The following is a 17,528-nucleotide window of genomic DNA, read 5'->3' as shown; positions in this document are numbered from 1 at the left end:
ATAGACGAGAGAAGGAAAGCAATGGAAGCCAAGGCAATTGCGCGCCATATCCGCGTAACGCCTATGAAGGCCCGGCGCGTCGTCGACCTTGTTCGTGGCAAGCAAGCGAATGAGGCTCTGGCGATTCTGAAGTTTGCCCAGCAGGGTGCTTCGGAGCCGGTATTCAAGGTAGTGGCGTCGGCCGTGGCAAATGCCCGGGTCGCCGCAGACCGTGACGGTGTTGCGTTCAACGAGGACGAGCTGTTCATCAGCGAAGCCTTCGTTGACGAGGGTGCGACCATGAAGCGGTTCCAGCCGCGTGCCCAGGGCCGCGCGTACCGCATCAACAAGCGCACCAGCCACATCACCGTGGTTGTTTCAACCCCGGAGAAGGGTGGGGAAAAGTAAATGGGACAGAAGATCAACCCGAACGGGTTCCGTCTCGGCATCACCACGGACCACGTCTCGCACTGGTTCGCCGACAGCAACAAGCCCGGTCAGCGCTACAAGGACTTCGTTCGCGAGGACGTCAAGATCCGCGAGCTGATGACCACGGGCATGGAGCGGGCCGGCATCGCCAAGGTGGAGATCGAGCGCACCCGCGATCGAGTCCGCGTTGACATCCACACCGCCCGTCCGGGCATCGTCATCGGCCGCCGCGGCGCCGAAGCCGATCGCATCCGTGGCGAGCTGGAGAAGCTCACCGGCAAGCAGGTGCAGCTGAACATCCTCGAGGTCAAGAACCCCGAGATCGAGGCGCAGTTGGTTGCCCAGGGCATCGCCGAGCAGCTTGCTTCCCGCGTGGCCTTCCGCCGCGCGATGAAGAAGGCCATGCAGTCGGCCATGCGCGCCGGAGCCAAGGGCATCCGTGTCCAGTGCGCCGGTCGCCTGGGCGGGGCGGAAATGTCCCGCAAGGAGTTCTACCGCGAAGGCCGTGTGCCGCTGCACACCCTGCGTGCGAACATCGACTACGGCAAGTTCGAGGCCAAGACCACCTTCGGCCGCATCGGCGTGAAGGTCTGGATCTACAAGGGCGACCTGACCAGCAAGGAACTTGCTGCACAGAACGCCGCGGCCCCGGCTCGCGGCCGTGGCGACCGCCCCGGTGGGCGTCCCGCAGCCGGCGGCGACCGCCGTCGTCGTAACGACCGCAATACCGGTGCTCCGGCAACCGGGGCTGCCCCGGCAGCCCAGGCTCCGGCGGCCGCAGAAGGAGGACAGGCTTAAATGCTTATCCCACGCCGAGTGAAGTTCCGCAAGCAGCACCACCCGTCCCGCACGGGCGCTGCAAGCGGCGGCACCACGGTCTCCTTCGGTGACTATGGCATCCAGGCCCTTACCCCGGCCTACGTGACCAACCGTCAGATCGAAGCAGCCCGTATCGCCATGACCCGCCACATCAAGCGTGGCGGCAAGGTCTGGATCAACATCTATCCGGACCGCCCGCTGACCAAGAAGCCCGCCGAAACCCGCATGGGTTCCGGCAAGGGCTCGCCGGAGTGGTGGGTTGCAAACGTCAAGCCGGGCCGGGTTCTCTTCGAACTCTCCGGTGTTACCGATGAGGTAGCTCGCGAGGCCCTGCGCCTGGCGATCCACAAGCTGCCGCTGAAGGCACGCATCGTGCGTCGTGAGGGTGGTGAATAGGAATGGCAATTGGATCCAAGGATCTCGCCACCGAACAGCTGGACGGTTTTGACAACGCCCGACTGGTCGAAGAGCTGAAGAAGGCCAAGGAAGAGCTGTTCAACCTGCGCTTCCAGTCCGCCACCGGACAGCTCGAGTCGCACGGCCGCCTGAAGTCGGTCAAGCGCGACATCGCCCGCATCTACACGGTGCTGCGCGAACGCGAGCTGGGCATTCGCCCGGAGGTCACCGCCGTCGTCGAGGAACCCAAGGCCGACAAGAAGGCCAAGAAGTCCTCGAAGAAGGCAGAAGCCGACGAAGCAACTGAGGAAGCCAAGTAATGAGCGAGAAGGAGAACGCAGTGGCTGAAGCAGCAGAAGCTCGCGGTTACCGCAAAACCCTTCGCGGGTACGTGGTTTCCGACAAGATGGAAAAGACCATCGTCGTCGACGTGGAGGACCGTGTGAAGCACGCCCTCTACGGCAAGGTGATGCGTCGCAACAAGAAGATCAAGGCCCACGACGAGACCAACACCGCCGGCATCGGCGACCTGGTCATCATCGCGGAGACCCGGCCCCTGTCGAAGGACAAGAACTGGCGCCTGGTCGAGATCGTGGAGAAGGCCAAGTAGCCACCTCCCGATCCCGGAAGGATCTCGGCACGACGCCGGTGCAGGCCCCCGTGGGGGAGTGCACCGGCGTCGTGCTTTTTCCGTGCCGGGGGAGGGGCGGCCCCATATCATGCGATTGGCCCGTGGCGCACTCTTGGCGTAGACTGATGTGTCTGTGCGCTCTGCGGCGGGGACTATCCACCTTCGTTGCAGGCATTCGTGCGCGGCCCGGCTCGATCCGGGACCGGCGCTCGGCACGGCTCTGCGGCATACGCCTCGGCCCGGTCTCCCCAGCAGCAGCAAGATTCCCCGTGAATCCCACCTGTTTGGAGATGGGGGTAAGCGAGCGCCGCAGATGGACCATATCCGTTCCGCAAGGCTCCCTGGGAGAACCGGCGAGACGACAGGAGTTGAAAGTGATTCAGCAGGAGTCGCGACTCAAGGTGGCTGACAACACCGGTGCTAAGGAAATCCTTACCATCCGTGTTCTCGGTGGATCCGGACGTCGCTACGCAGGCATCGGCGACGTCATCGTCGCCACCGTCAAGGATGCAATCCCTGGCGGAAACGTCAAGAAGGGCGATGTGGTCAAGGCCGTCATCGTCCGCACCAAGAAGGAACGTCGCCGCGTCGACGGTTCCTACATCAAGTTCGACGAGAACGCAGCGGTCATCCTCAAGGCGGACACCGAGCCGCGTGGTACCCGTATCTTCGGTCCCGTCGGTCGTGAACTTCGCGACAAGAAGTTCATGAAGATCGTTTCGCTGGCTCCGGAGGTGCTGTAACCATGGGCGCAAAGATCAAGAAGGGCGACCTGGTCCAGGTCATCACCGGCGCCAAGGCCGAACGCGGCGGAGACCGCGGCAAGCAGGGCAAGGTCCTGAAGGTGTTCCCCGAGGCCAACCGCGTGCTCGTCGAGGGCATCAACCGCGTCACCAAGCACACCCGGGCCGGCCAGACCGAGAGCGGTGCCTCCACCGGAGGCATCGAGGTCGTCGAGGCTCCCATCCACGTTTCGAACGTCGCGGTCATCGACCCCGAGTCGAAGAAGCCGACCCGTGTTGGCTTCCGCGAGGAAACCGTGGAAAAGAACGGCGTGACGAAGACGGTGCGTGTTCGCTACGCCAAGGCTTCCGGAAAGGCACTCTAATGACTGAAGCAGCAGTAAAGGTTCAGCCGCGCCTGAAGGCCAAGTACGCCTCGGAGATCCGCGAAGCCCTGCAGGCCGAGTTCAGCTACACGAACCCCATGCAGGTTCCGAGCCTGGTCAAGGTCGTCGTGAACATGGGCGTTGGCGAGGCAGCCAAGGATTCCAAGCTCATCGAAGGCGCCGTCCGCGACCTCACGGCCATCACCGGCCAGAAGCCGCTGGTGACCAAGGCCCGCAAGTCGATTGCCCAGTTCAAGCTGCGCGAGGGGATGCCGATCGGCACCCACGCCACGCTGCGCAACGACCGCATGTGGGAATTCGTCGACCGCCTGGTGACCCTGGCCCTGCCGCGTATCCGCGACTTCCGCGGCCTGAACGGCAAGCAGTTCGATGGCAACGGCAACTACACCTTCGGTCTGACGGAGCAGGCAATGTTCCACGAGATCGACCAGGACAAGATTGACCGCGTCCGTGGCATGGACATCACCGTGGTGACCACCGCCAAGACCGACGAAGAAGGCCGTGCGCTCCTGAAGGCACTGGGCTTCCCGTTCAAGACCGACAACTAGATCAACTACGTTACAGGTCCGCGCGAGCGCGGAAACCGTAGCGAGGAAGGGCCTTAGCCCAAATGACAATGACAGACCCTGTCGCAGACATGCTGACTCGTCTGCGCAACGCGAACTCGGCATACCACGACACCGTGTCCATGCCGTCTTCCAAGCTGAAGGTGCGCGTTGCCCAGATCCTTAAGGCGGAAGGCTACATCGGCGACTTCGTCGAAGAGGCCGCCGAGGTAGGCAAGAAGCTGACCATCAACCTGAAGTTCGGTCCGAGCCGTGAGCGTTCCATCGCTGGCGTCCGCCGCATTTCCAAGCCGGGCCTGCGCGTTTACGCGAAGTCCACCAACCTGCCGCACGTCCTTGGTGGACTCGGCATCGCCATCCTGTCCACGTCCTCGGGTCTCCTGACGGACCGCCAGGCAGCCAAGAAGGGTGTAGGTGGGGAAGTCCTCGCCTACGTCTGGTAACGGGAAGGAAGAAGCACCATGTCACGTATTGGACGTCTTCCAATCACTATCCCTGCCGGCGTCGACCTGAAGGTCAACGGCTCCGAGGTCTCCGTGAAGGGCGCGAAGGGCGAGCTCAGCCTCACCGTACCCGCACCGATCACGGTCGCACTCGAGGAGAACACCCTCACCGTGTCCCGGCCGAACGACGAGCGCGAATCGCGGTCGCTGCACGGCCTGACCCGCACCCTGATCTCGAACCTGATCACCGGCGTCACCGAGGGGTACTCCAAGAAGCTCGAAATCCACGGCACCGGTTACCGCGTGCTGGCCAAGGGCGCCAACCTGGAGTTCGCTCTGGGCTACTCGCACCCCGTGCTCGTTGAGGCTCCGGCAGGCATCACGCTCGCCGTCGAGGGCAACAACAAGGTGGTCGTCTCGGGCATCAACAAGCAGCAGGTTGGCGAGGTTTCCGCCAACATCCGCAAGCTCCGTCGGCCGGATCCCTACAAGGGCAAGGGCATCCGCTATGAAGGCGAAGTTATCCGCCGCAAGGTCGGAAAGGCTGGTAAGTAAACATGGCTCTTTCAATCAAGGGTAAGAGCAAGGCCGCCGCTCGCGGTCGCCGCCACCTGCGCGTCCGCAAGCGCATCACGGGCACGGGCCTCCGTCCGCGCCTGGTCGTCAACCGCTCGTCCCGCCACGTCTTCGTCCAGGTTGTCGACGACAGCAAGGGCATCACCGTGGCATCGGGTTCGACGATGGAAGCCGACCTGCGTTCCTTCGACGGTGACAAGACCGCCAAGGCCAAGCGCGTTGGCGAGCTCGTCGCCGAGCGCGCCAAGGCAGCCGGCATCGAGTCCGTGGTCTTCGACCGCGGTGGAAACAAGTACCACGGCCGAGTGGCCGCGGTAGCCGACGGCGCGCGGGAAGGTGGGCTGGCACTGTGAGCGAAGCTACTAACGAGAAGGAAACTCAGGTGTCTGAAGCCACTGAGGCAGCTGCGAGCACCACGGAGAACACCTCCGGCGGTCGCCGCAACGACAACCGCGGTGACAACCGTGGGCGCGGCGAAGGCCGTGGCCGGGGCGAGGGGCGTGGCCGCGGCCGCGATTCCCGTGACAGCCGCAATGACGACAAGGACAAGTTCCTTGAGCGCGTGGTGACCATCAACCGCGTCTCCAAGGTCGTCAAGGGCGGTCGCCGCTTCAGCTTCACCGCCCTCGTGGTGGTAGGCGACGGCAACGGCATGGTCGGCGTCGGCTACGGCAAGGCCAAGGAAGTTCCCGCGGCCATCGCCAAGGGCGTCGAGGAAGCGAAGAAGTCCTTCTTCCGCGTCCCGCGTGTCGGCTCCACCATCCCGCACCTGGTGCAGGGTGAGGCCGCCGCCGGCGTCGTGCTGCTCCGTCCGGCTTCCCCGGGTACCGGCGTTATCGCCGGCGGTCCGGTGCGTGCCGTCCTCGAGTGCGCCGGCATCCACGATGTCCTCTCGAAGTCCATGGGTTCCGCCAACCAGATCAACATCGTCCACGGCACCGTGGCGGCGTTGAAGGCACTTGAAGAGCCCGCATCCGTTGCGGCTCGTCGTGGCCTGCCGATGGATGAAGTCGTGCCGGCCCAGATGCTGCGTACGATCAACCAGAAGGCAGGTGCGTAGGCTGTGGCGAAGAACATTGTCCCGAGCAACGCAAAGCTGGCAATCACCCAGACCAAGTCCGTCATCGGCGGCAAGCAGAACCAACGCGACACCCTGCGTTCACTGGGATTGAAGCGGATCGGCCACACCGTGGTCCGTGAAGCAGATCCCGTGACCGTGGGCATGGTCAACAAGGTTCCGCACCTCGTAAAGGTTGAGGAGGCGAAGTAATCATGGCCAAGATCGAAAAGGCACTCAAGGTACACCACCTGCGCCCGGCCGAAGGCGCCAAGACCGCCAAGACCCGCGTGGGTCGCGGTGAGGCGTCCAAGGGCAAGACCGCAGGCCGCGGCACCAAGGGCACCAAGGCCCGTTACCAGGTCAAGGCCGGCTTCGCAGGCGGGCAGCTGCCGCTGCACATGCGCCTGCCGAAGCTGCGCGGCTTCAAGAACCCGTTCCGCGTCGAGTACCAGGTCGTGAACCTGGACAAGATCTCGGAACTGTTCCCCGAGGGCGGCGACATCACGGTCGAGAACCTGGTCGAGAAGGGCGCCGTTCGCAAGAACCAGCCCGTCAAGGTCCTGGGGTCCGGCGACATCACCGTCAAGGTCAACGTGAAGGCCGACGCCTTCTCGGCGTCCGCTGCGGAAAAGATCGCCGCTGCCGGCGGTTCGGTGGCCTCGCTCTAAGGTCACCGTGACACCACGGCACAGCTGAAAGGTCCCCAACGTCCGGGCGCGTCCCGGAACGGTGGGGACCTTTCGCGTCCCGCCACCGGGCTGCGGGCCACCTCTGCCGCCTGGCTGGGGGATTCCGGCACGCCCGCCGGTGTCCGCCACCACACCCACTGCTTCGAAGAGCCCCGACAACCGGTAGACTCTCAGAAGTCCATTCCGGCATCAGGCCGAAACCACACCTTCCAGGAGGACGCTTGCTCAGCGCCATTGCCCGGGTATTCCGGACGCCTGACCTGCGACGAAAGTTGTTGTTCACGCTCGGCATCATTGCCATCTATCGTCTCGGCGTCTACATCCCCGCGCCAGGGGTCGACTACGGCAACGTCCAACAGTGCCTCGCGATGGGCAACACGTCTGGGGGGCTGTACCAGTTCGTGAACCTGTTCAGCGGCGGTGCCCTGCTCCAGGTTTCGGTCTTTGCCCTGGGCATCATGCCGTACATCACCGCGTCGATCATCGTCCAGCTGCTGCGCGTGGTGATTCCCCGTTTCGAAGAGCTGCACAAGGAAGGCGCCTCCGGGCAGTCGACCCTGACGCAGTACACGCGCTACCTCACCATCGCCCTGGGACTGCTGCAGGCCACGACCCTGGTATCGCTGGCACGTAGCGGCAATCTCTTCCAGGGCTGCGCGCTGCCGATCATCCCGGACCAGAGCATCGTGCACATCCTGTTGATGGTCATCGTCCTAACGGCCGGCACGGGCCTGATCATGTGGCTCGGCGAACTGGTCACGGAAAAGGGCGTCGGCAATGGCATGTCCATCTTGATCTTCGTCTCCATCGCCTCCGGGTTCCCCGCTTCCATGGGCGCCATCGCCCGCACCCAGGGCTGGGGAGTGTTCACCGGGGTGATCCTGATCGGGCTGTGCGTCGTGGCACTGGTGGTCTTCGTCGAACTATCCCAGCGTCGCGTCCCGGTCCAGTACGCCAAGCGCATGGTCGGCCGGCGGACTGTCGGCGGGAGCTCGACCTACATCCCGATCAAGGTGAACATGGCCGGGGTCATCCCCGTGATCTTCTCCTCCTCGATGCTCGCCCTGCCGCAGATGCTGGTCCAGTTCAACATGCGGCCCGATGGCTCCCTGCCGGACTGGGCGGTCTGGATCCAAGCCCATTTCAACGGCAGCAGCCCCCTGTACATGGCGGTCTACCTGCTCCTGACCATCTTCTTCACATACTTCTACGTGGCGATCACATTCAACCCGACCGAGGTCGCGGACAACATGAAGAAGTATGGTGGATTCATCCCGGGCATCCGTGCCGGCAAACCCACTGCGGACTACCTGTCCTACGTGCTGAGCCGCATCACGTTCCCCGGGGCCATCTACCTTGGCCTTATCGCCTTGACGCCACTGATCGCGTTCGTCCTGATCAAGGCCGACCAGAACTTCCCGTTCGGTGGCGTCTCCGTCCTCATCATGGTCGGTGTGGGACTTGAGACGGTCAAGCAGATCAATGCACAGATGCAACAGCGACACTACGAAGGACTTCTGCGATGACCAGACTCTTGATCGTTGGCCCGCCCGGTTCGGGCAAGGGAACCCAGGCCGCACGCATTTCGGATCGCCTCGGGATCGTGGCCATCTCCACCGGCGACATCTTCCGCGCCAACGTCAAGGGCGGCACGCCTTTGGGCGTGGAGGCCAAGCAGTACATGGACGCCGGGGACTACGTTCCCGACTCGGTCACCAACCGCATGGTCCGCGACCGGCTGAAGCAGGAGGATGTGGCGGAGGGCTTCCTGCTCGACGGCTACCCCCGCACCGCGGCCCAGGTGGACGAGCTGGACGCAATCCTGGAGGAGGACGGAACCTCCCTCGACGTCGTACTCCAGCTGACGGCGGACCAGGACGAGCTCGTGGCACGCCTGCTCAAGCGCGCGGAGATCGAGGGCCGGGCCGACGACACCGAGGAAGTCATCAGGCACCGCCTCGACGTGTACGAACAGCAGACCCAGGTCGTGGTCGACCGGTACCTGGAGCGGGGCATCGTGCGCCACGTCGACGGACTCGGCGACATCGACGCGGTGACCGAACGGGTCCTTGGCGCCCTCGAGGGAACCGCGGCCTAGCCACCACCCGGAAGCCGACGGCCGTCATCGCGCGAACCAGCGCGTGGCGGCCGTCGTGCCGTTCCCCGATCCCGGCCACCCGGCCACCAGCAGAACGAACACCGAACAGAAGGAATCCCGCATGGCATTCGGCCAGCCCAAGATCGAGTACAAATCCACGGCGCAGATCCTCAAGATGCGCGCGGCGGGATTGGTGCTGGCCGAGGCCCTGGACGCTGCCGTGGCCTCGGCCCAGATCGGCACGACCACCGCCCAGATCGACGCGGTGTTCGAGGCGGTGCTGGACAAGCACGGGGCCACCTCGAACTTCAAGGGCTACTACGGGTTCCCGGCGACGATCTGCGCCTCCGTGAATGACCAGGTCGTCCACGGGTTCCCCTCCGACTACGTCTTGGCCGACGGCGACGTCCTCAAGATCGACGGGGGTGCCATCATCGAGGGGTGGCACGCCGACTCGGCCCGCACCGTTCTGGTGGGAAGCCCGGATCCCGAGGACCAGCGCCTCTCGGAGACCACCGAGGCCGCCATGTGGCACGGCATCGCCGCCTTGGCCACGGCCCGCTTCGTCGGCGAAATCGGCGAGGCAATCGACGACTTCGTTTCCTCACGCGAGGGCGCACCCTTGGGCATCCTGGAGGACTACGTCGGCCACGGCATCGGCACCGAGATGCACCAGGCGCCCGATGTCCTGAACTACCGCACGGGCCACCGTGGGCCCCGGGTGAAGGCCGGCATGTGCCTGGCCATCGAACCGATGCTGGTCCGCGGCGGGATCGAGACCCGCGTCCTGGACGACGACTGGACGGTGGTCACCACCGACGGCTCGCGGGCCTCGCAATGGGAACACACCGTGGCGGTGCACCTGGGCGGCATCTGGGTGCTGACGGCCCATGACGGCGGTGCCGCCGGTCTGGCGCCGTTCGGCATCACCCCCTCGCCGCTCCAGGGTTAGGGCCGCTGGCGCCGGCCCAGGACGTCTCGCGGATTTCGCTTAACGGGATCCACCGCGTAGGATTGCTTGTTGGTTGTCTCTACGTTTGTGCCCAAAAGAACCACCGGTTGATCCGGCTGCCGGGCACGGGCGCTCGTCAACCACGAACATACACGCCGGAAGCAACTGCGACCGGCACAAACGTTAGCGGAGGATATGGCCAAGAAAGAGGGTGTCATCGAGGTAGAAGGCACCGTGTCGGAAGCACTTCCCAACGCGATGTTCCGCGTTGAGCTGCCGAACGGACACGTGGTCCTTGCCACTATCTCGGGCAAGATGCGTCAGCACTACATTCGGATCCTCCCGGAGGACCGCGTAGTGGTGGAACTCAGCCCGTACGACCTCAATCGCGGACGAATCGTCTACCGCTACAAGTAGTGACTTCCGCGTCACCGGTCCGCCGGGGACGTGAAGGTAGTTACCGTTCCACTGAAACAGCAACCGCAAAGGACCCAAACCGTGAAGGTTAACCCTAGCGTGAAGCCGATCTGCGACAAGTGCAAGGTGATCCGCCGCAACGGGCGGGTCATGGTGATCTGCGAAAATCCACGCCATAAACAGCGTCAGGGCTAAGTCTCCTCCGGGAACCGAAACCTGCGCGTAGTAATCGAATATCGGCAGCACAGCGTCCATTACGCGAGACGCACACCCCCGGGCACGGAGGCCGGGGACCTGGCAACAGGGTCGTGCTGCTCCACACCTCCGCGAATCATGTGAGGAAGACACCAATATGGCTCGTCTCGCAGGCGTAGACATCCCGCGCGAAAAGCGCGTCGTCATCGCGCTTACCTACATCTACGGCGTGGGCAAGACCCGTGCAGAACAAACCATTGCCGAGACCGGGATCACCCCGGAAACTCGTGTCAAGGACCTCAGTGACGACCAGCTGGTCCAGCTGCGTGACTACGTCGAGGGCAACTTCAAGGTCGAGGGCGATCTCCGCCGTGAAGTCGCAGCCGACATCCGCCGCAAGGTCGAGATCGGATCCTACGAGGGCATCCGCCACCGCAAGGGCCTGCCGGTCCGCGGTCAGCGCACCAAGACCAACGCTCGCACCCGCAAGGGCCCGAAGCGCACCGTCGCCGGTAAGAAGAAGACCCGCTAAGCAGCGGTCCAAGCCAAACATCTCGTAGGAGTTAGCAATGCCCCCAAAGACTCGTGGAGCGGTCCGCAAGCCGCGTCGCAAGGACAAGAAGAACATCGCGCTGGGTCAGGCGCACATCAAGAGCACCTTCAACAACACCATCGTGTCCATCACGGATCCGACCGGTGCCGTCATCTCGTGGGCCTCGGCCGGCGAGGTCGGGTTCAAGGGCTCGCGCAAGTCGACCCCGTACGCCGCGCAGATGGCTGCCGAATCGGCCGCCAAGCGGGCGCAGGAACACGGCATGAAGAAGGTCGACGTGTTCGTGAAGGGTCCGGGCTCCGGCCGCGAAACCGCCATCCGCTCGCTGCAGGCCGCCGGTCTCGAGGTGGGGTCCATCCAGGACGTCTCCCCGAGCGCCCACAACGGCTGCCGCCCGTCGAAGCGTCGCCGCGTCTAGTTTGACCCGTTGCCTGCGCGTACCGCCGTCGTTCCCGACATCCGGGAACGACGGCGGTGCGCGCCGCATGCGGCTCACTCGCCCGATCTAGACGGACGCCTGATGGCAGACGTCGTTTCCACCCACATGTGTTGCGTCATATAGCGGATGCTCGCTGAAAGGAAATGTAAGTGCTTATTGCACAGCGCCCCACCCTTACCGAAGAAGTAGTAGCCCCGAACCGCTCGCGGTTCACCATTGAGCCCTTGGAGCCGGGTTTCGGCTACACCCTGGGCAACTCGCTGCGCCGCACGCTGCTGTCCTCGATCCCTGGTGCAGCTGTCACCAGCGTTCGCATCGACGGCGTGTTGCACGAGTTCACCACCGTTCAGGGTGTGAAGGAAGACGTCACCGAACTGATCCTGAACATCAAGAACCTCGCTGTGTCCTCCGAGCACGACGAGCCTGTCGTCGCCTACCTGCGCAAGCAGGGCCCCGGCGTCGTCACGGCTGCGGACATCACCCCGCCGGCCGGCGTCGAGTTCCACAACCCGGACCTGCACATCGCGACCTTGAACGCGAAGGGCAAGTTCGACATGGAGCTCACGATCGAGCGCGGCCGCGGCTACGTCTCCGCGGCACAGAACAAGAGCCTCGATGCAGAGATCGGCCGCATCCCGGTCGACTCCATCTACTCGCCCGTTCTGAAGGTGACCTTCCGCGTGGAGGCCACCCGTGTTGAGCAGCGCACCGACTTCGACAAGCTCATCGTCGACGTCGAGACCAAGGACTCCATCCTGCCGCGCGACGCCGTCGCATCGGCCGGTACGACCCTGGTCGAGCTGTTCGGCCTGGCCCGCGAACTGAACTCCGCTGCCGAGGGCATCGAGATCGGCCCGTCCCCGACGGACGCCGCGCTCGCTGCCGACATGGCGCTGCCGATCGAGGATCTCGAGCTGACCGTCCGTTCGTACAACTGCCTCAAGCGCGAGGGCATCCACACGGTAGGCGAGCTGGTTGCCCGCTCCGAGGCTGACCTCATGGACATCCGCAACTTCGGTGCCAAGTCCATCGACGAGGTCAAGGCGAAGCTGATCGAACTGGGTCTGTCCCTGAAGGATTCCCCTCCCGGGTTTGACCTGGCCGCCCGTGCTGCCGCCATCGACGAAGACGACGCCGACTACGGTGACGAAGAGGCCTGAGGCCGCCTTCAAAGTAATGTACTTTGCCCGAAGGGCCCGCGCGGTGACGCGCAGGCCAGCGGGCTCCATATGAGGAGAAAACAACAATGCCTACCCCAACCAAGGGAAAGCGTCTCGGAGGCGGAGCGTCCCACGAGCGCCTCATCCTGGCCAACCTGTCGGCCCAGCTCTTCGAGCACAAGTCGATCACCACGACGGTCACCAAGGCCAAGCGCCTGCGCCCCTACGCCGAGCGCCTGATCACCTTCGCCAAGCGCGGGGACCTGTCGTCGCGCCGCCGCGTCCAGGCGGCCATCGCCTCGCGTAGCCGCACCAACAAGTCCGTCGTGCACGAGCTGTTCGCCAACATCGCCCCGGCCATGGCCGAGCGCGAAGGCGGCTACACCCGCATCACCAAGATCGGCAACCGCAAGGGCGACAACGCCCCCATGGCAGTCATCGAGCTGGTGCTGGAGCCGGTATCGCCGAAGCAGGCCGTCGTCAAGGAGGCCGAAAAGGCCACCACGACCTCCGCCCCCGCCGAGGCCCCCGTGGTCGAGGAGACCGAGGTCGTTGAGACCCCGGCCGCCGACGCTCCGGCTGAAGCAGCCGAGGCTCCCGCCGAGGAGACCGACGAGAAGAAGGACCAGGCCTAGGCCAGTCCGCTTCCAGGGGCCGGGCCCGTCCACGCAATTGGACGGGCCCGGCCCTTTTTGGCGTCCCGTGCCGCCGACGACCTAGAATCGGGGCATGCATCCCACCTTTCCCCTGCCCGGTGCCGCTGTGCCAGGGGGCGCGAACGCGGTGCCAGATGCGGCCACGGCAGAACCCGCCACGGTACGCATCCGGATGCGCCTGGCCTACGACGGGACCGGCTTCTCGGGTTGGGCCACGCAGCCGGGCCGCCGGACCGTCCAGGGCAGCGTGGAAGAAGCCCTGGAACTGCTGTTCCGCCGCCCCGTGCGCACCACCGTGGCCGGCCGGACGGACGCCGGCGTCCACGCCCGTGGCCAGGTCGTGCACTTCGACCTGACCGAACGCGAGTATCTGTCCCTGCCACGTGGCAAGAAGCTCACCGAGGACGAGGCCTTGCTGAGGCGCGTTCGGGGTGTCACCAGCAGGATCGGGGGAGAGGTCTTCGTGCACGACGCGCGGGCGGCCGCCCCCGGTTTCGATGCCCGCTTCTCCGCCCTCTGGCGGCGCTACACCTACCGCATCGCCGACGGCCCCGATCGGTGGGACCCGCTCACGCGGGCAACGACATTGTGGCATCGGAACGTGCTTGAACCCGAAGTCCTCACTGCCGAGGCCGCTGCGGCTGTCGGACGCCACGACTTCCTGTCCTATTGCCGGCCCAAGGAGTTCGCCACCACCATCCGGACCCTGCAGGAATTCTCGTTCCTCCGGCACGACGATGGCATCCTCGTGGCCACCCTGCGGGCGGATGCCTTCTGCCACAACATGGTCCGGACCCTGATCGGCGCTGTCCTGCGCGTCGCCGACGGCGAGGAGGAGACGGGCTGGATCAGCCGCCGTATCGGTGAACCAGTGCGGGACCACCGGACGCGCATGGCGGCCCCGCACCCCCTCGTGCTCGAGGAGGTCGCCTATCCGGACGACCACCAGCTGGCCGACCGGGCTGAATCCACGCGTGCCCGGCGCCGCCCCGAGGATGTCCGGCGCCGGTAGGCCCCGCCGGGGGAAGGTGCCGAGTGGTCTTTTGGCTGCGGGGCTCCGATGCGCTAAAGTTGGTAGCTGTTGTGCGTGTCCTATGCCTGACACAACTTTCTCCGCGTGACGGCCCAGTTGCAGGGCCCTGGTCTGTGGAGACTGCAGGCAGCTAATGGATGGCCGGTTGGATTCAGCCCTCACCTGAAGAACTGGTACAGCGCATCGATAACACAGTGTTCTTTTTGCCGGTGGATCTCACAGCCGCCGCAGGGGGAATGCTTGACCAGTATCCAAGGAAACGAAGGCAATAACCGTGCGTACGTACACCCCGAAGCCCGGCGACGTAGACCGCCAGTGGCACGTCATTGACGCCACTGACATCGTTCTGGGCCGCCTCGCCAGCCAGACCGCAACCCTGCTGCGTGGCAAGCACAAGGCAACCTATGCCGCCCACATGGACATGGGCGATTTCGTCGTCATCATCAACGCCGAGAAGGTCGCCCTCACCGGCGCCAAGCTCGAAAAGAAGCGCGCCTACCGCCACTCCGGCTTCCCGGGCGGACTGAAGTCCGTCAGCTATGCCGAACTGCTGGAGAAGAACCCGGTCCAGGCGGTGGAGAAGGCCGTTCGCGGCATGCTTCCCAAGAACTCCCTGGCAGCCCAGCAGCTGTCCAAGCTGAAGGTCTACCGCGGTGCCGAGCACCCGCACGCTGCCCAGCAGCCCAAGACCTTCGAAATCACCCAGGTCGCGCAGTAGCGCTGGGCCCCGAAACAAGAGACTAGTTTTCAAGGAGAATCGTGGCTCAGAACACTGAAGAGCTGAATGAATTTGAGGGTGCGGCTCCCACCGCCTACACCTCCGAGTCGTCCGCGGCCGAAGAGACCGTCGCGAAGGAGCGCCCGGCGCTGACCGTCGGCGGTTCCGCCGTCGGCCGCCGCAAGCAGGCCATCGCCCGCGTGCGCCTCGTGCCGGGCACCGGCGCCTGGACCATCAATGGCCGCACGCTCGAGGACTACTTCCCGAACAAGCTGCACCAGCAGGAAGTCAACGAACCGTTCAAGCTCCTCGAGCTCGACGGCGCGTACGACGTCATCGCCCGCATCCACGGTGGCGGTGACTCCGGCCAGGCCGGTGCCCTGCGCTTGGGCATTGCCCGCTCGCTGAACGAGATCGACCGCGAGAACAACCGCCCGTCGCTGAAGAAGGCCGGCTTCCTGACCCGTGACGCCCGCGTCATCGAGCGCAAGAAGGCAGGCCTCAAGAAGGCACGCAAGGCCTCGCAGTACTCGAAGCGCTAAACGCGTTGTCCGAGACCCTCGGGTCTCGAGCCGAAGGCCCCGCAGCATCTGCTGCGGGGCTTTCTTCCTTTAGGGGGTCTTCCCCGTCAAGGAAGCGAAAGGGCGGCATGCGCGCGGAGCGTGCTGCGCCAAAGCGTGTCCGGATCGTTGTCCACGACGATTCGAAACCGACCTCCGAGCGATAGGATAGCCAGGATGGGTAGATTATTTGGCACCGATGGCGTGCGCGGAAAAGCAAATGAACTGATCACCCCGGCCCTCGCCATGAATCTGGCGGAAGCGGCTGCCGTGGTGCTCGGCCTGGAGAACGTCCCCGCGGGTAGGCGTCCCCTGGCCGTGGTGGCCCGGGACCCCAGGATCAGCGGCGATTTCATCGCCTCGGCCATCGAAGCCGGGTTCGCCTCCGTTGGCGTTGACGTGTTCGACGCGGGCATCCTCCCGACCCCGGCGGCTGCCTACCTCGTTGCCGACATGGAAGCGGACTTCGGCGTGGTGATCTCCGCCTCGCACAATCCGGCACCGGACAACGGCATCAAGTTCCTCGCCCGGGGTGGCCAGAAGCTCTCTGACGCCCAGGAGGACGCCATCGAGGCGCAGATGGCCCTCGATCCACCCCGCCCGTTCGGTGGCGGCGTCGGCCGCATCCGGCGCTTCGCCGACGCCGAGGATCGCTACGTGGTCCACCTGTTGAAGACCATGCCTCACCGGTTGGACGGGCTGAAGGTCGTCCTGGACTGCGCTCATGGAGCGGCGAGCGGGTGTTCGCCGGAAGCCTTCTCCACCGCGGGTGCGGAAGTCGTCGTCATCGGTGCCAGCCCTGACGGGGTCAACATCAATGACGGGTACGGGTCCACCCACCTGGAAAACCTGCAGCGGACAGTCGTGGCGGAGGGGGCTGATCTGGGGATCGCGCACGATGGCGACGCAGACCGGTGCCTGGCTGTGGACCACGAGGGGGCCATCGTCGACGGCGACCAGATCATGGCGATCATGGCCTTGGCGCTCAAGGAGGCCGGCCAGCTGAAGGACGACACGCTCGTGGCCACCGTCATGAGCAACCTGGGGCTCAAGATCGCCATGGAGCACGCCGGCGTCCACGTGTCCGAAACAGGCGTCGGGGATCGGTATGTCCTCGAGCAGATGCGTGCCGGGCACTTCACGCTCGGCGGCGAGCAGTCGGGCCACGTGATCTTCTCCGACTACGCTACCACCGGTGATGGCGTGCTCACGGGACTGCAAATCGCCTCGCGCGTGGCAGCTACCGGAAAGACGCTCAAGGAACTGGCCTCGGTCATGCAGGTCCTGCCCCAGGTGCTGATCAACGTTAAGGGAGTGGACAAGCACGAGGCCCACTCGAATCCGGTTGTTTCCGCCGCGGTTCGCGGAGCCGAGACCGAGCTCGGGGACTCCGGAAGGATCCTGTTGCGGCCGTCGGGGACCGAGCCGGTGGTCCGCGTCATGGTGGAGGCCACCGACCACTCCAGGGCAGACCTGATTGCCAACCGTCTGGCCGGGGTCGTCCTGGCCGAGCTCGCCTTGTAGCCCGGTTGGCCCGATGAACATGACGGGCCCTGTCCGAGGGGACAGGGCCCGTCATCATTCCGGCTGGCGGGTGGAGCCGGGCCAGGCGAGTGTCATCCCCGCGACTTCAGGGAGTCGCGGATCTCGGTCAGGAGCAGCACCTGCGCATCGACCTCTTCCTCTTCCGCCGGCTGGCCGGCGGCCAGACGCGCATTGCGGCGTTCGATGATCACGTTCATCGGCATCACGACGACGAAGTAGATCGCCGCGGCAACCAGCAGGAAATTGACGATAGCGGTGAGAAGGACGCCGAACTTGATCGCGTGTTCCGGGCCGACCGCCAGGAAGTTGTCGAAGTTGGGCGTTCCCACGAGCACCGAGATCAGCGGCATGAGCACGCTGTTCACGAGCGCATCGATGACGGTGGCGAATGCTCCACCGATCACAACGGCGACGGCAAGGTCTACGACATTGCCCTTCATGATGAATTGCTTGAATCCCTGTAACATGCCGCCCACTCTACCCAC

General features: G+C 64.8%; 28 protein-coding genes. 27 read left to right on the top strand and 1 reads right to left on the bottom strand.

Features of this window, described 5'->3' with window-relative positions; translation table 11 throughout:
• Positions 1–21 precede the first annotated feature (21 nt).
• The 27 genes from rplV to glmM all read left to right on the top strand — a co-directional run bounded on the left by rplV (position 22) and on the right by glmM (position 17,022).
• On the top strand, positions 22–387 hold the full coding sequence (gene rplV / locus AB8M85_RS01455; RefSeq protein WP_372696994.1) for a 50S ribosomal protein L22: 366 nt from the start codon (positions 22–24) through the stop codon (positions 385–387).
• Positions 388–1,206 (top strand): 30S ribosomal protein S3, encoded by an 819-nt coding sequence (gene rpsC / locus AB8M85_RS01450; RefSeq protein WP_372696993.1) that lies wholly within the window; start codon positions 388–390, stop codon positions 1,204–1,206.
• Positions 1,207–1,623, top strand: a complete 417-nt coding sequence (gene rplP, locus AB8M85_RS01445) for a 50S ribosomal protein L16 (protein ID WP_372696992.1) — start codon at positions 1,207–1,209, stop codon at positions 1,621–1,623.
• A gap of 2 nt (positions 1,624–1,625) precedes the next feature.
• Entirely contained in the window at positions 1,626–1,943 is a 318-nt protein-coding gene (gene rpmC / locus AB8M85_RS01440) for a 50S ribosomal protein L29 (RefSeq protein WP_372696991.1), read from the top strand.
• Positions 1,943–2,233 carry a 30S ribosomal protein S17 gene (rpsQ, locus tag AB8M85_RS01435; protein ID WP_343900016.1) on the top strand — a complete coding sequence of 97 codons (291 nt, stop codon included), beginning with the start codon at positions 1,943–1,945 and terminating at the stop codon, positions 2,231–2,233. Before rpmC ends, rpsQ begins: the two co-directional genes overlap by 1 nt.
• Before the next feature lie 395 nt (positions 2,234–2,628).
• Complete coding sequence (rplN, locus tag AB8M85_RS01430; RefSeq protein WP_372696990.1) at positions 2,629–2,997, top strand: 50S ribosomal protein L14; 369 nt, start codon at positions 2,629–2,631, stop codon at positions 2,995–2,997.
• Between the two features lie 2 nt (positions 2,998–2,999).
• A complete protein-coding gene (gene rplX / locus AB8M85_RS01425) occupies positions 3,000–3,362 on the top strand; it encodes a 50S ribosomal protein L24 (RefSeq protein WP_372696989.1) in 363 nt (120 codons plus the stop codon).
• Positions 3,362–3,931, top strand: a complete 570-nt coding sequence (gene rplE / locus AB8M85_RS01420; RefSeq protein WP_372696988.1) for a 50S ribosomal protein L5 — start codon at positions 3,362–3,364, stop codon at positions 3,929–3,931. The genes rplX and rplE overlap by 1 nt, the downstream gene beginning before the upstream one ends.
• 62 nt (positions 3,932–3,993) lie before the next feature.
• Positions 3,994–4,392 (top strand): 30S ribosomal protein S8, encoded by a 399-nt coding sequence (gene rpsH / locus AB8M85_RS01415; RefSeq protein ID WP_343900011.1) that lies wholly within the window; start codon positions 3,994–3,996, stop codon positions 4,390–4,392.
• An 18-nt stretch (positions 4,393–4,410) separates the two neighbouring features.
• Positions 4,411–4,947: a 50S ribosomal protein L6 gene (rplF, locus tag AB8M85_RS01410; protein ID WP_372696987.1), complete on the top strand. Its 537-nt coding sequence runs from the start codon at positions 4,411–4,413 to the stop codon at positions 4,945–4,947.
• A gap of 2 nt (positions 4,948–4,949) precedes the next feature.
• Complete coding sequence (gene rplR / locus AB8M85_RS01405; RefSeq protein WP_372696986.1) at positions 4,950–5,321, top strand: 50S ribosomal protein L18; 372 nt, start codon at positions 4,950–4,952, stop codon at positions 5,319–5,321.
• Positions 5,318–6,028, top strand: coding sequence for a 30S ribosomal protein S5 (gene rpsE / locus AB8M85_RS01400; RefSeq protein ID WP_372696985.1), 711 nt, complete (start codon positions 5,318–5,320; stop codon positions 6,026–6,028). Before rplR ends, rpsE begins: the two co-directional genes overlap by 4 nt.
• Before the next feature lie 3 nt (positions 6,029–6,031).
• A complete protein-coding gene (rpmD, locus tag AB8M85_RS01395) occupies positions 6,032–6,238 on the top strand; it encodes a 50S ribosomal protein L30 (RefSeq protein ID WP_372696984.1) in 207 nt (68 codons plus the stop codon).
• Positions 6,239–6,240: 2 nt separating this feature from the next.
• On the top strand, positions 6,241–6,696 hold the full coding sequence (gene rplO / locus AB8M85_RS01390; RefSeq protein WP_372696983.1) for a 50S ribosomal protein L15: 456 nt from the start codon (positions 6,241–6,243) through the stop codon (positions 6,694–6,696).
• Positions 6,697–6,938: 242 nt separating this feature from the next.
• On the top strand, positions 6,939–8,243 hold the full coding sequence (secY, locus tag AB8M85_RS01385; protein ID WP_372696982.1) for a preprotein translocase subunit SecY: 1,305 nt from the start codon (positions 6,939–6,941) through the stop codon (positions 8,241–8,243).
• Positions 8,240–8,815, top strand: coding sequence for an adenylate kinase (locus tag AB8M85_RS01380; protein ID WP_372696981.1), 576 nt, complete (start codon positions 8,240–8,242; stop codon positions 8,813–8,815). Before secY ends, AB8M85_RS01380 begins: the two co-directional genes overlap by 4 nt.
• 121 nt (positions 8,816–8,936) lie before the next feature.
• Positions 8,937–9,767 (top strand): type I methionyl aminopeptidase, encoded by an 831-nt coding sequence (map, locus tag AB8M85_RS01375; protein WP_372696980.1) that lies wholly within the window; start codon positions 8,937–8,939, stop codon positions 9,765–9,767.
• Positions 9,768–9,962: 195 nt separating this feature from the next.
• Positions 9,963–10,184 carry a translation initiation factor IF-1 gene (gene infA / locus AB8M85_RS01370; RefSeq protein ID WP_068731548.1) on the top strand — a complete coding sequence of 74 codons (222 nt, stop codon included), beginning with the start codon at positions 9,963–9,965 and terminating at the stop codon, positions 10,182–10,184.
• 81 nt (positions 10,185–10,265) lie between these two features.
• Entirely contained in the window at positions 10,266–10,379 is a 114-nt protein-coding gene (rpmJ, locus tag AB8M85_RS01365; protein ID WP_071894985.1) for a 50S ribosomal protein L36, read from the top strand.
• A 157-nt stretch (positions 10,380–10,536) separates the two neighbouring features.
• Positions 10,537–10,911, top strand: a complete 375-nt coding sequence (rpsM, locus tag AB8M85_RS01360; protein ID WP_372696979.1) for a 30S ribosomal protein S13 — start codon at positions 10,537–10,539, stop codon at positions 10,909–10,911.
• 37 nt (positions 10,912–10,948) lie between these two features.
• Positions 10,949–11,350: a 30S ribosomal protein S11 gene (gene rpsK / locus AB8M85_RS01355; protein ID WP_343899997.1), complete on the top strand. Its 402-nt coding sequence runs from the start codon at positions 10,949–10,951 to the stop codon at positions 11,348–11,350.
• Positions 11,351–11,520: 170 nt separating this feature from the next.
• Positions 11,521–12,531, top strand: a complete 1,011-nt coding sequence (locus AB8M85_RS01350; RefSeq protein ID WP_372696978.1) for a DNA-directed RNA polymerase subunit alpha — start codon at positions 11,521–11,523, stop codon at positions 12,529–12,531.
• 86 nt (positions 12,532–12,617) lie between these two features.
• Positions 12,618–13,166, top strand: a complete 549-nt coding sequence (gene rplQ / locus AB8M85_RS01345; RefSeq protein WP_372696977.1) for a 50S ribosomal protein L17 — start codon at positions 12,618–12,620, stop codon at positions 13,164–13,166.
• Positions 13,167–13,359: 193 nt separating this feature from the next.
• Positions 13,360–14,199 (top strand): tRNA pseudouridine(38-40) synthase TruA, encoded by an 840-nt coding sequence (locus AB8M85_RS01340; RefSeq protein WP_372697688.1) that lies wholly within the window; start codon positions 13,360–13,362, stop codon positions 14,197–14,199.
• A 295-nt stretch (positions 14,200–14,494) separates the two neighbouring features.
• A complete protein-coding gene (gene rplM, locus AB8M85_RS01335; protein ID WP_372696976.1) occupies positions 14,495–14,938 on the top strand; it encodes a 50S ribosomal protein L13 in 444 nt (147 codons plus the stop codon).
• 41 nt (positions 14,939–14,979) lie between these two features.
• A complete protein-coding gene (gene rpsI / locus AB8M85_RS01330; RefSeq protein ID WP_372696975.1) occupies positions 14,980–15,480 on the top strand; it encodes a 30S ribosomal protein S9 in 501 nt (166 codons plus the stop codon).
• A gap of 195 nt (positions 15,481–15,675) precedes the next feature.
• A complete protein-coding gene (gene glmM / locus AB8M85_RS01325; protein WP_372696974.1) occupies positions 15,676–17,022 on the top strand; it encodes a phosphoglucosamine mutase in 1,347 nt (448 codons plus the stop codon).
• Between the two features lie 92 nt (positions 17,023–17,114).
• Here glmM and mscL read toward each other — a convergent pair whose 3' ends face one another.
• Positions 17,115–17,510 carry a large conductance mechanosensitive channel protein MscL gene (gene mscL / locus AB8M85_RS01320; protein WP_372696973.1) on the bottom strand — a complete coding sequence of 132 codons (396 nt, stop codon included), beginning with the start codon at positions 17,508–17,510 and terminating at the stop codon, positions 17,115–17,117.
• Positions 17,511–17,528 lie beyond the last annotated feature (18 nt).

It is taken from the genome of Arthrobacter sp. JSM 101049 (assembly GCF_041679245.1).
In the GTDB taxonomy this organism is placed as follows: domain Bacteria; phylum Actinomycetota; class Actinomycetes; order Actinomycetales; family Micrococcaceae; genus Arthrobacter_H.
Note: the sequence above shows the minus strand (reverse complement) of the source record. Positions and strands in the feature narration are given on the sequence as shown.

Coding starts and splice junctions, on each gene's coding strand:
- rplV (WP_372696994.1), top strand. CDS start 22: ATGGAAGCCAAGGCAATTGCGCGCCATATCCGCGTAACGCCTATGAAG.
- rpsC (WP_372696993.1), top strand. CDS start 388: ATGGGACAGAAGATCAACCCGAACGGGTTCCGTCTCGGCATCACCACG.
- rplP (WP_372696992.1), top strand. CDS start 1,207: ATGCTTATCCCACGCCGAGTGAAGTTCCGCAAGCAGCACCACCCGTCC.
- rpmC (WP_372696991.1), top strand. CDS start 1,626: ATGGCAATTGGATCCAAGGATCTCGCCACCGAACAGCTGGACGGTTTT.
- rpsQ (WP_343900016.1), top strand. CDS start 1,943: ATGAGCGAGAAGGAGAACGCAGTGGCTGAAGCAGCAGAAGCTCGCGGT.
- rplX (WP_372696989.1), top strand. CDS start 3,000: ATGGGCGCAAAGATCAAGAAGGGCGACCTGGTCCAGGTCATCACCGGC.
- rplE (WP_372696988.1), top strand. CDS start 3,362: ATGACTGAAGCAGCAGTAAAGGTTCAGCCGCGCCTGAAGGCCAAGTAC.
- rpsH (WP_343900011.1), top strand. CDS start 3,994: ATGACAATGACAGACCCTGTCGCAGACATGCTGACTCGTCTGCGCAAC.
- rplF (WP_372696987.1), top strand. CDS start 4,411: ATGTCACGTATTGGACGTCTTCCAATCACTATCCCTGCCGGCGTCGAC.
- rplR (WP_372696986.1), top strand. CDS start 4,950: ATGGCTCTTTCAATCAAGGGTAAGAGCAAGGCCGCCGCTCGCGGTCGC.
- rplO (WP_372696983.1), top strand. CDS start 6,241: ATGGCCAAGATCGAAAAGGCACTCAAGGTACACCACCTGCGCCCGGCC.
- AB8M85_RS01380 (WP_372696981.1), top strand. CDS start 8,240: ATGACCAGACTCTTGATCGTTGGCCCGCCCGGTTCGGGCAAGGGAACC.
- map (WP_372696980.1), top strand. CDS start 8,937: ATGGCATTCGGCCAGCCCAAGATCGAGTACAAATCCACGGCGCAGATC.
- infA (WP_068731548.1), top strand. CDS start 9,963: ATGGCCAAGAAAGAGGGTGTCATCGAGGTAGAAGGCACCGTGTCGGAA.
- rpsM (WP_372696979.1), top strand. CDS start 10,537: ATGGCTCGTCTCGCAGGCGTAGACATCCCGCGCGAAAAGCGCGTCGTC.
- rpsK (WP_343899997.1), top strand. CDS start 10,949: ATGCCCCCAAAGACTCGTGGAGCGGTCCGCAAGCCGCGTCGCAAGGAC.
- rplQ (WP_372696977.1), top strand. CDS start 12,618: ATGCCTACCCCAACCAAGGGAAAGCGTCTCGGAGGCGGAGCGTCCCAC.
- AB8M85_RS01340 (WP_372697688.1), top strand. CDS start 13,360: ATGCGCCTGGCCTACGACGGGACCGGCTTCTCGGGTTGGGCCACGCAG.
- glmM (WP_372696974.1), top strand. CDS start 15,676: ATGGGTAGATTATTTGGCACCGATGGCGTGCGCGGAAAAGCAAATGAA.
- mscL (WP_372696973.1), bottom strand. CDS start 17,510: ATGTTACAGGGATTCAAGCAATTCATCATGAAGGGCAATGTCGTAGAC.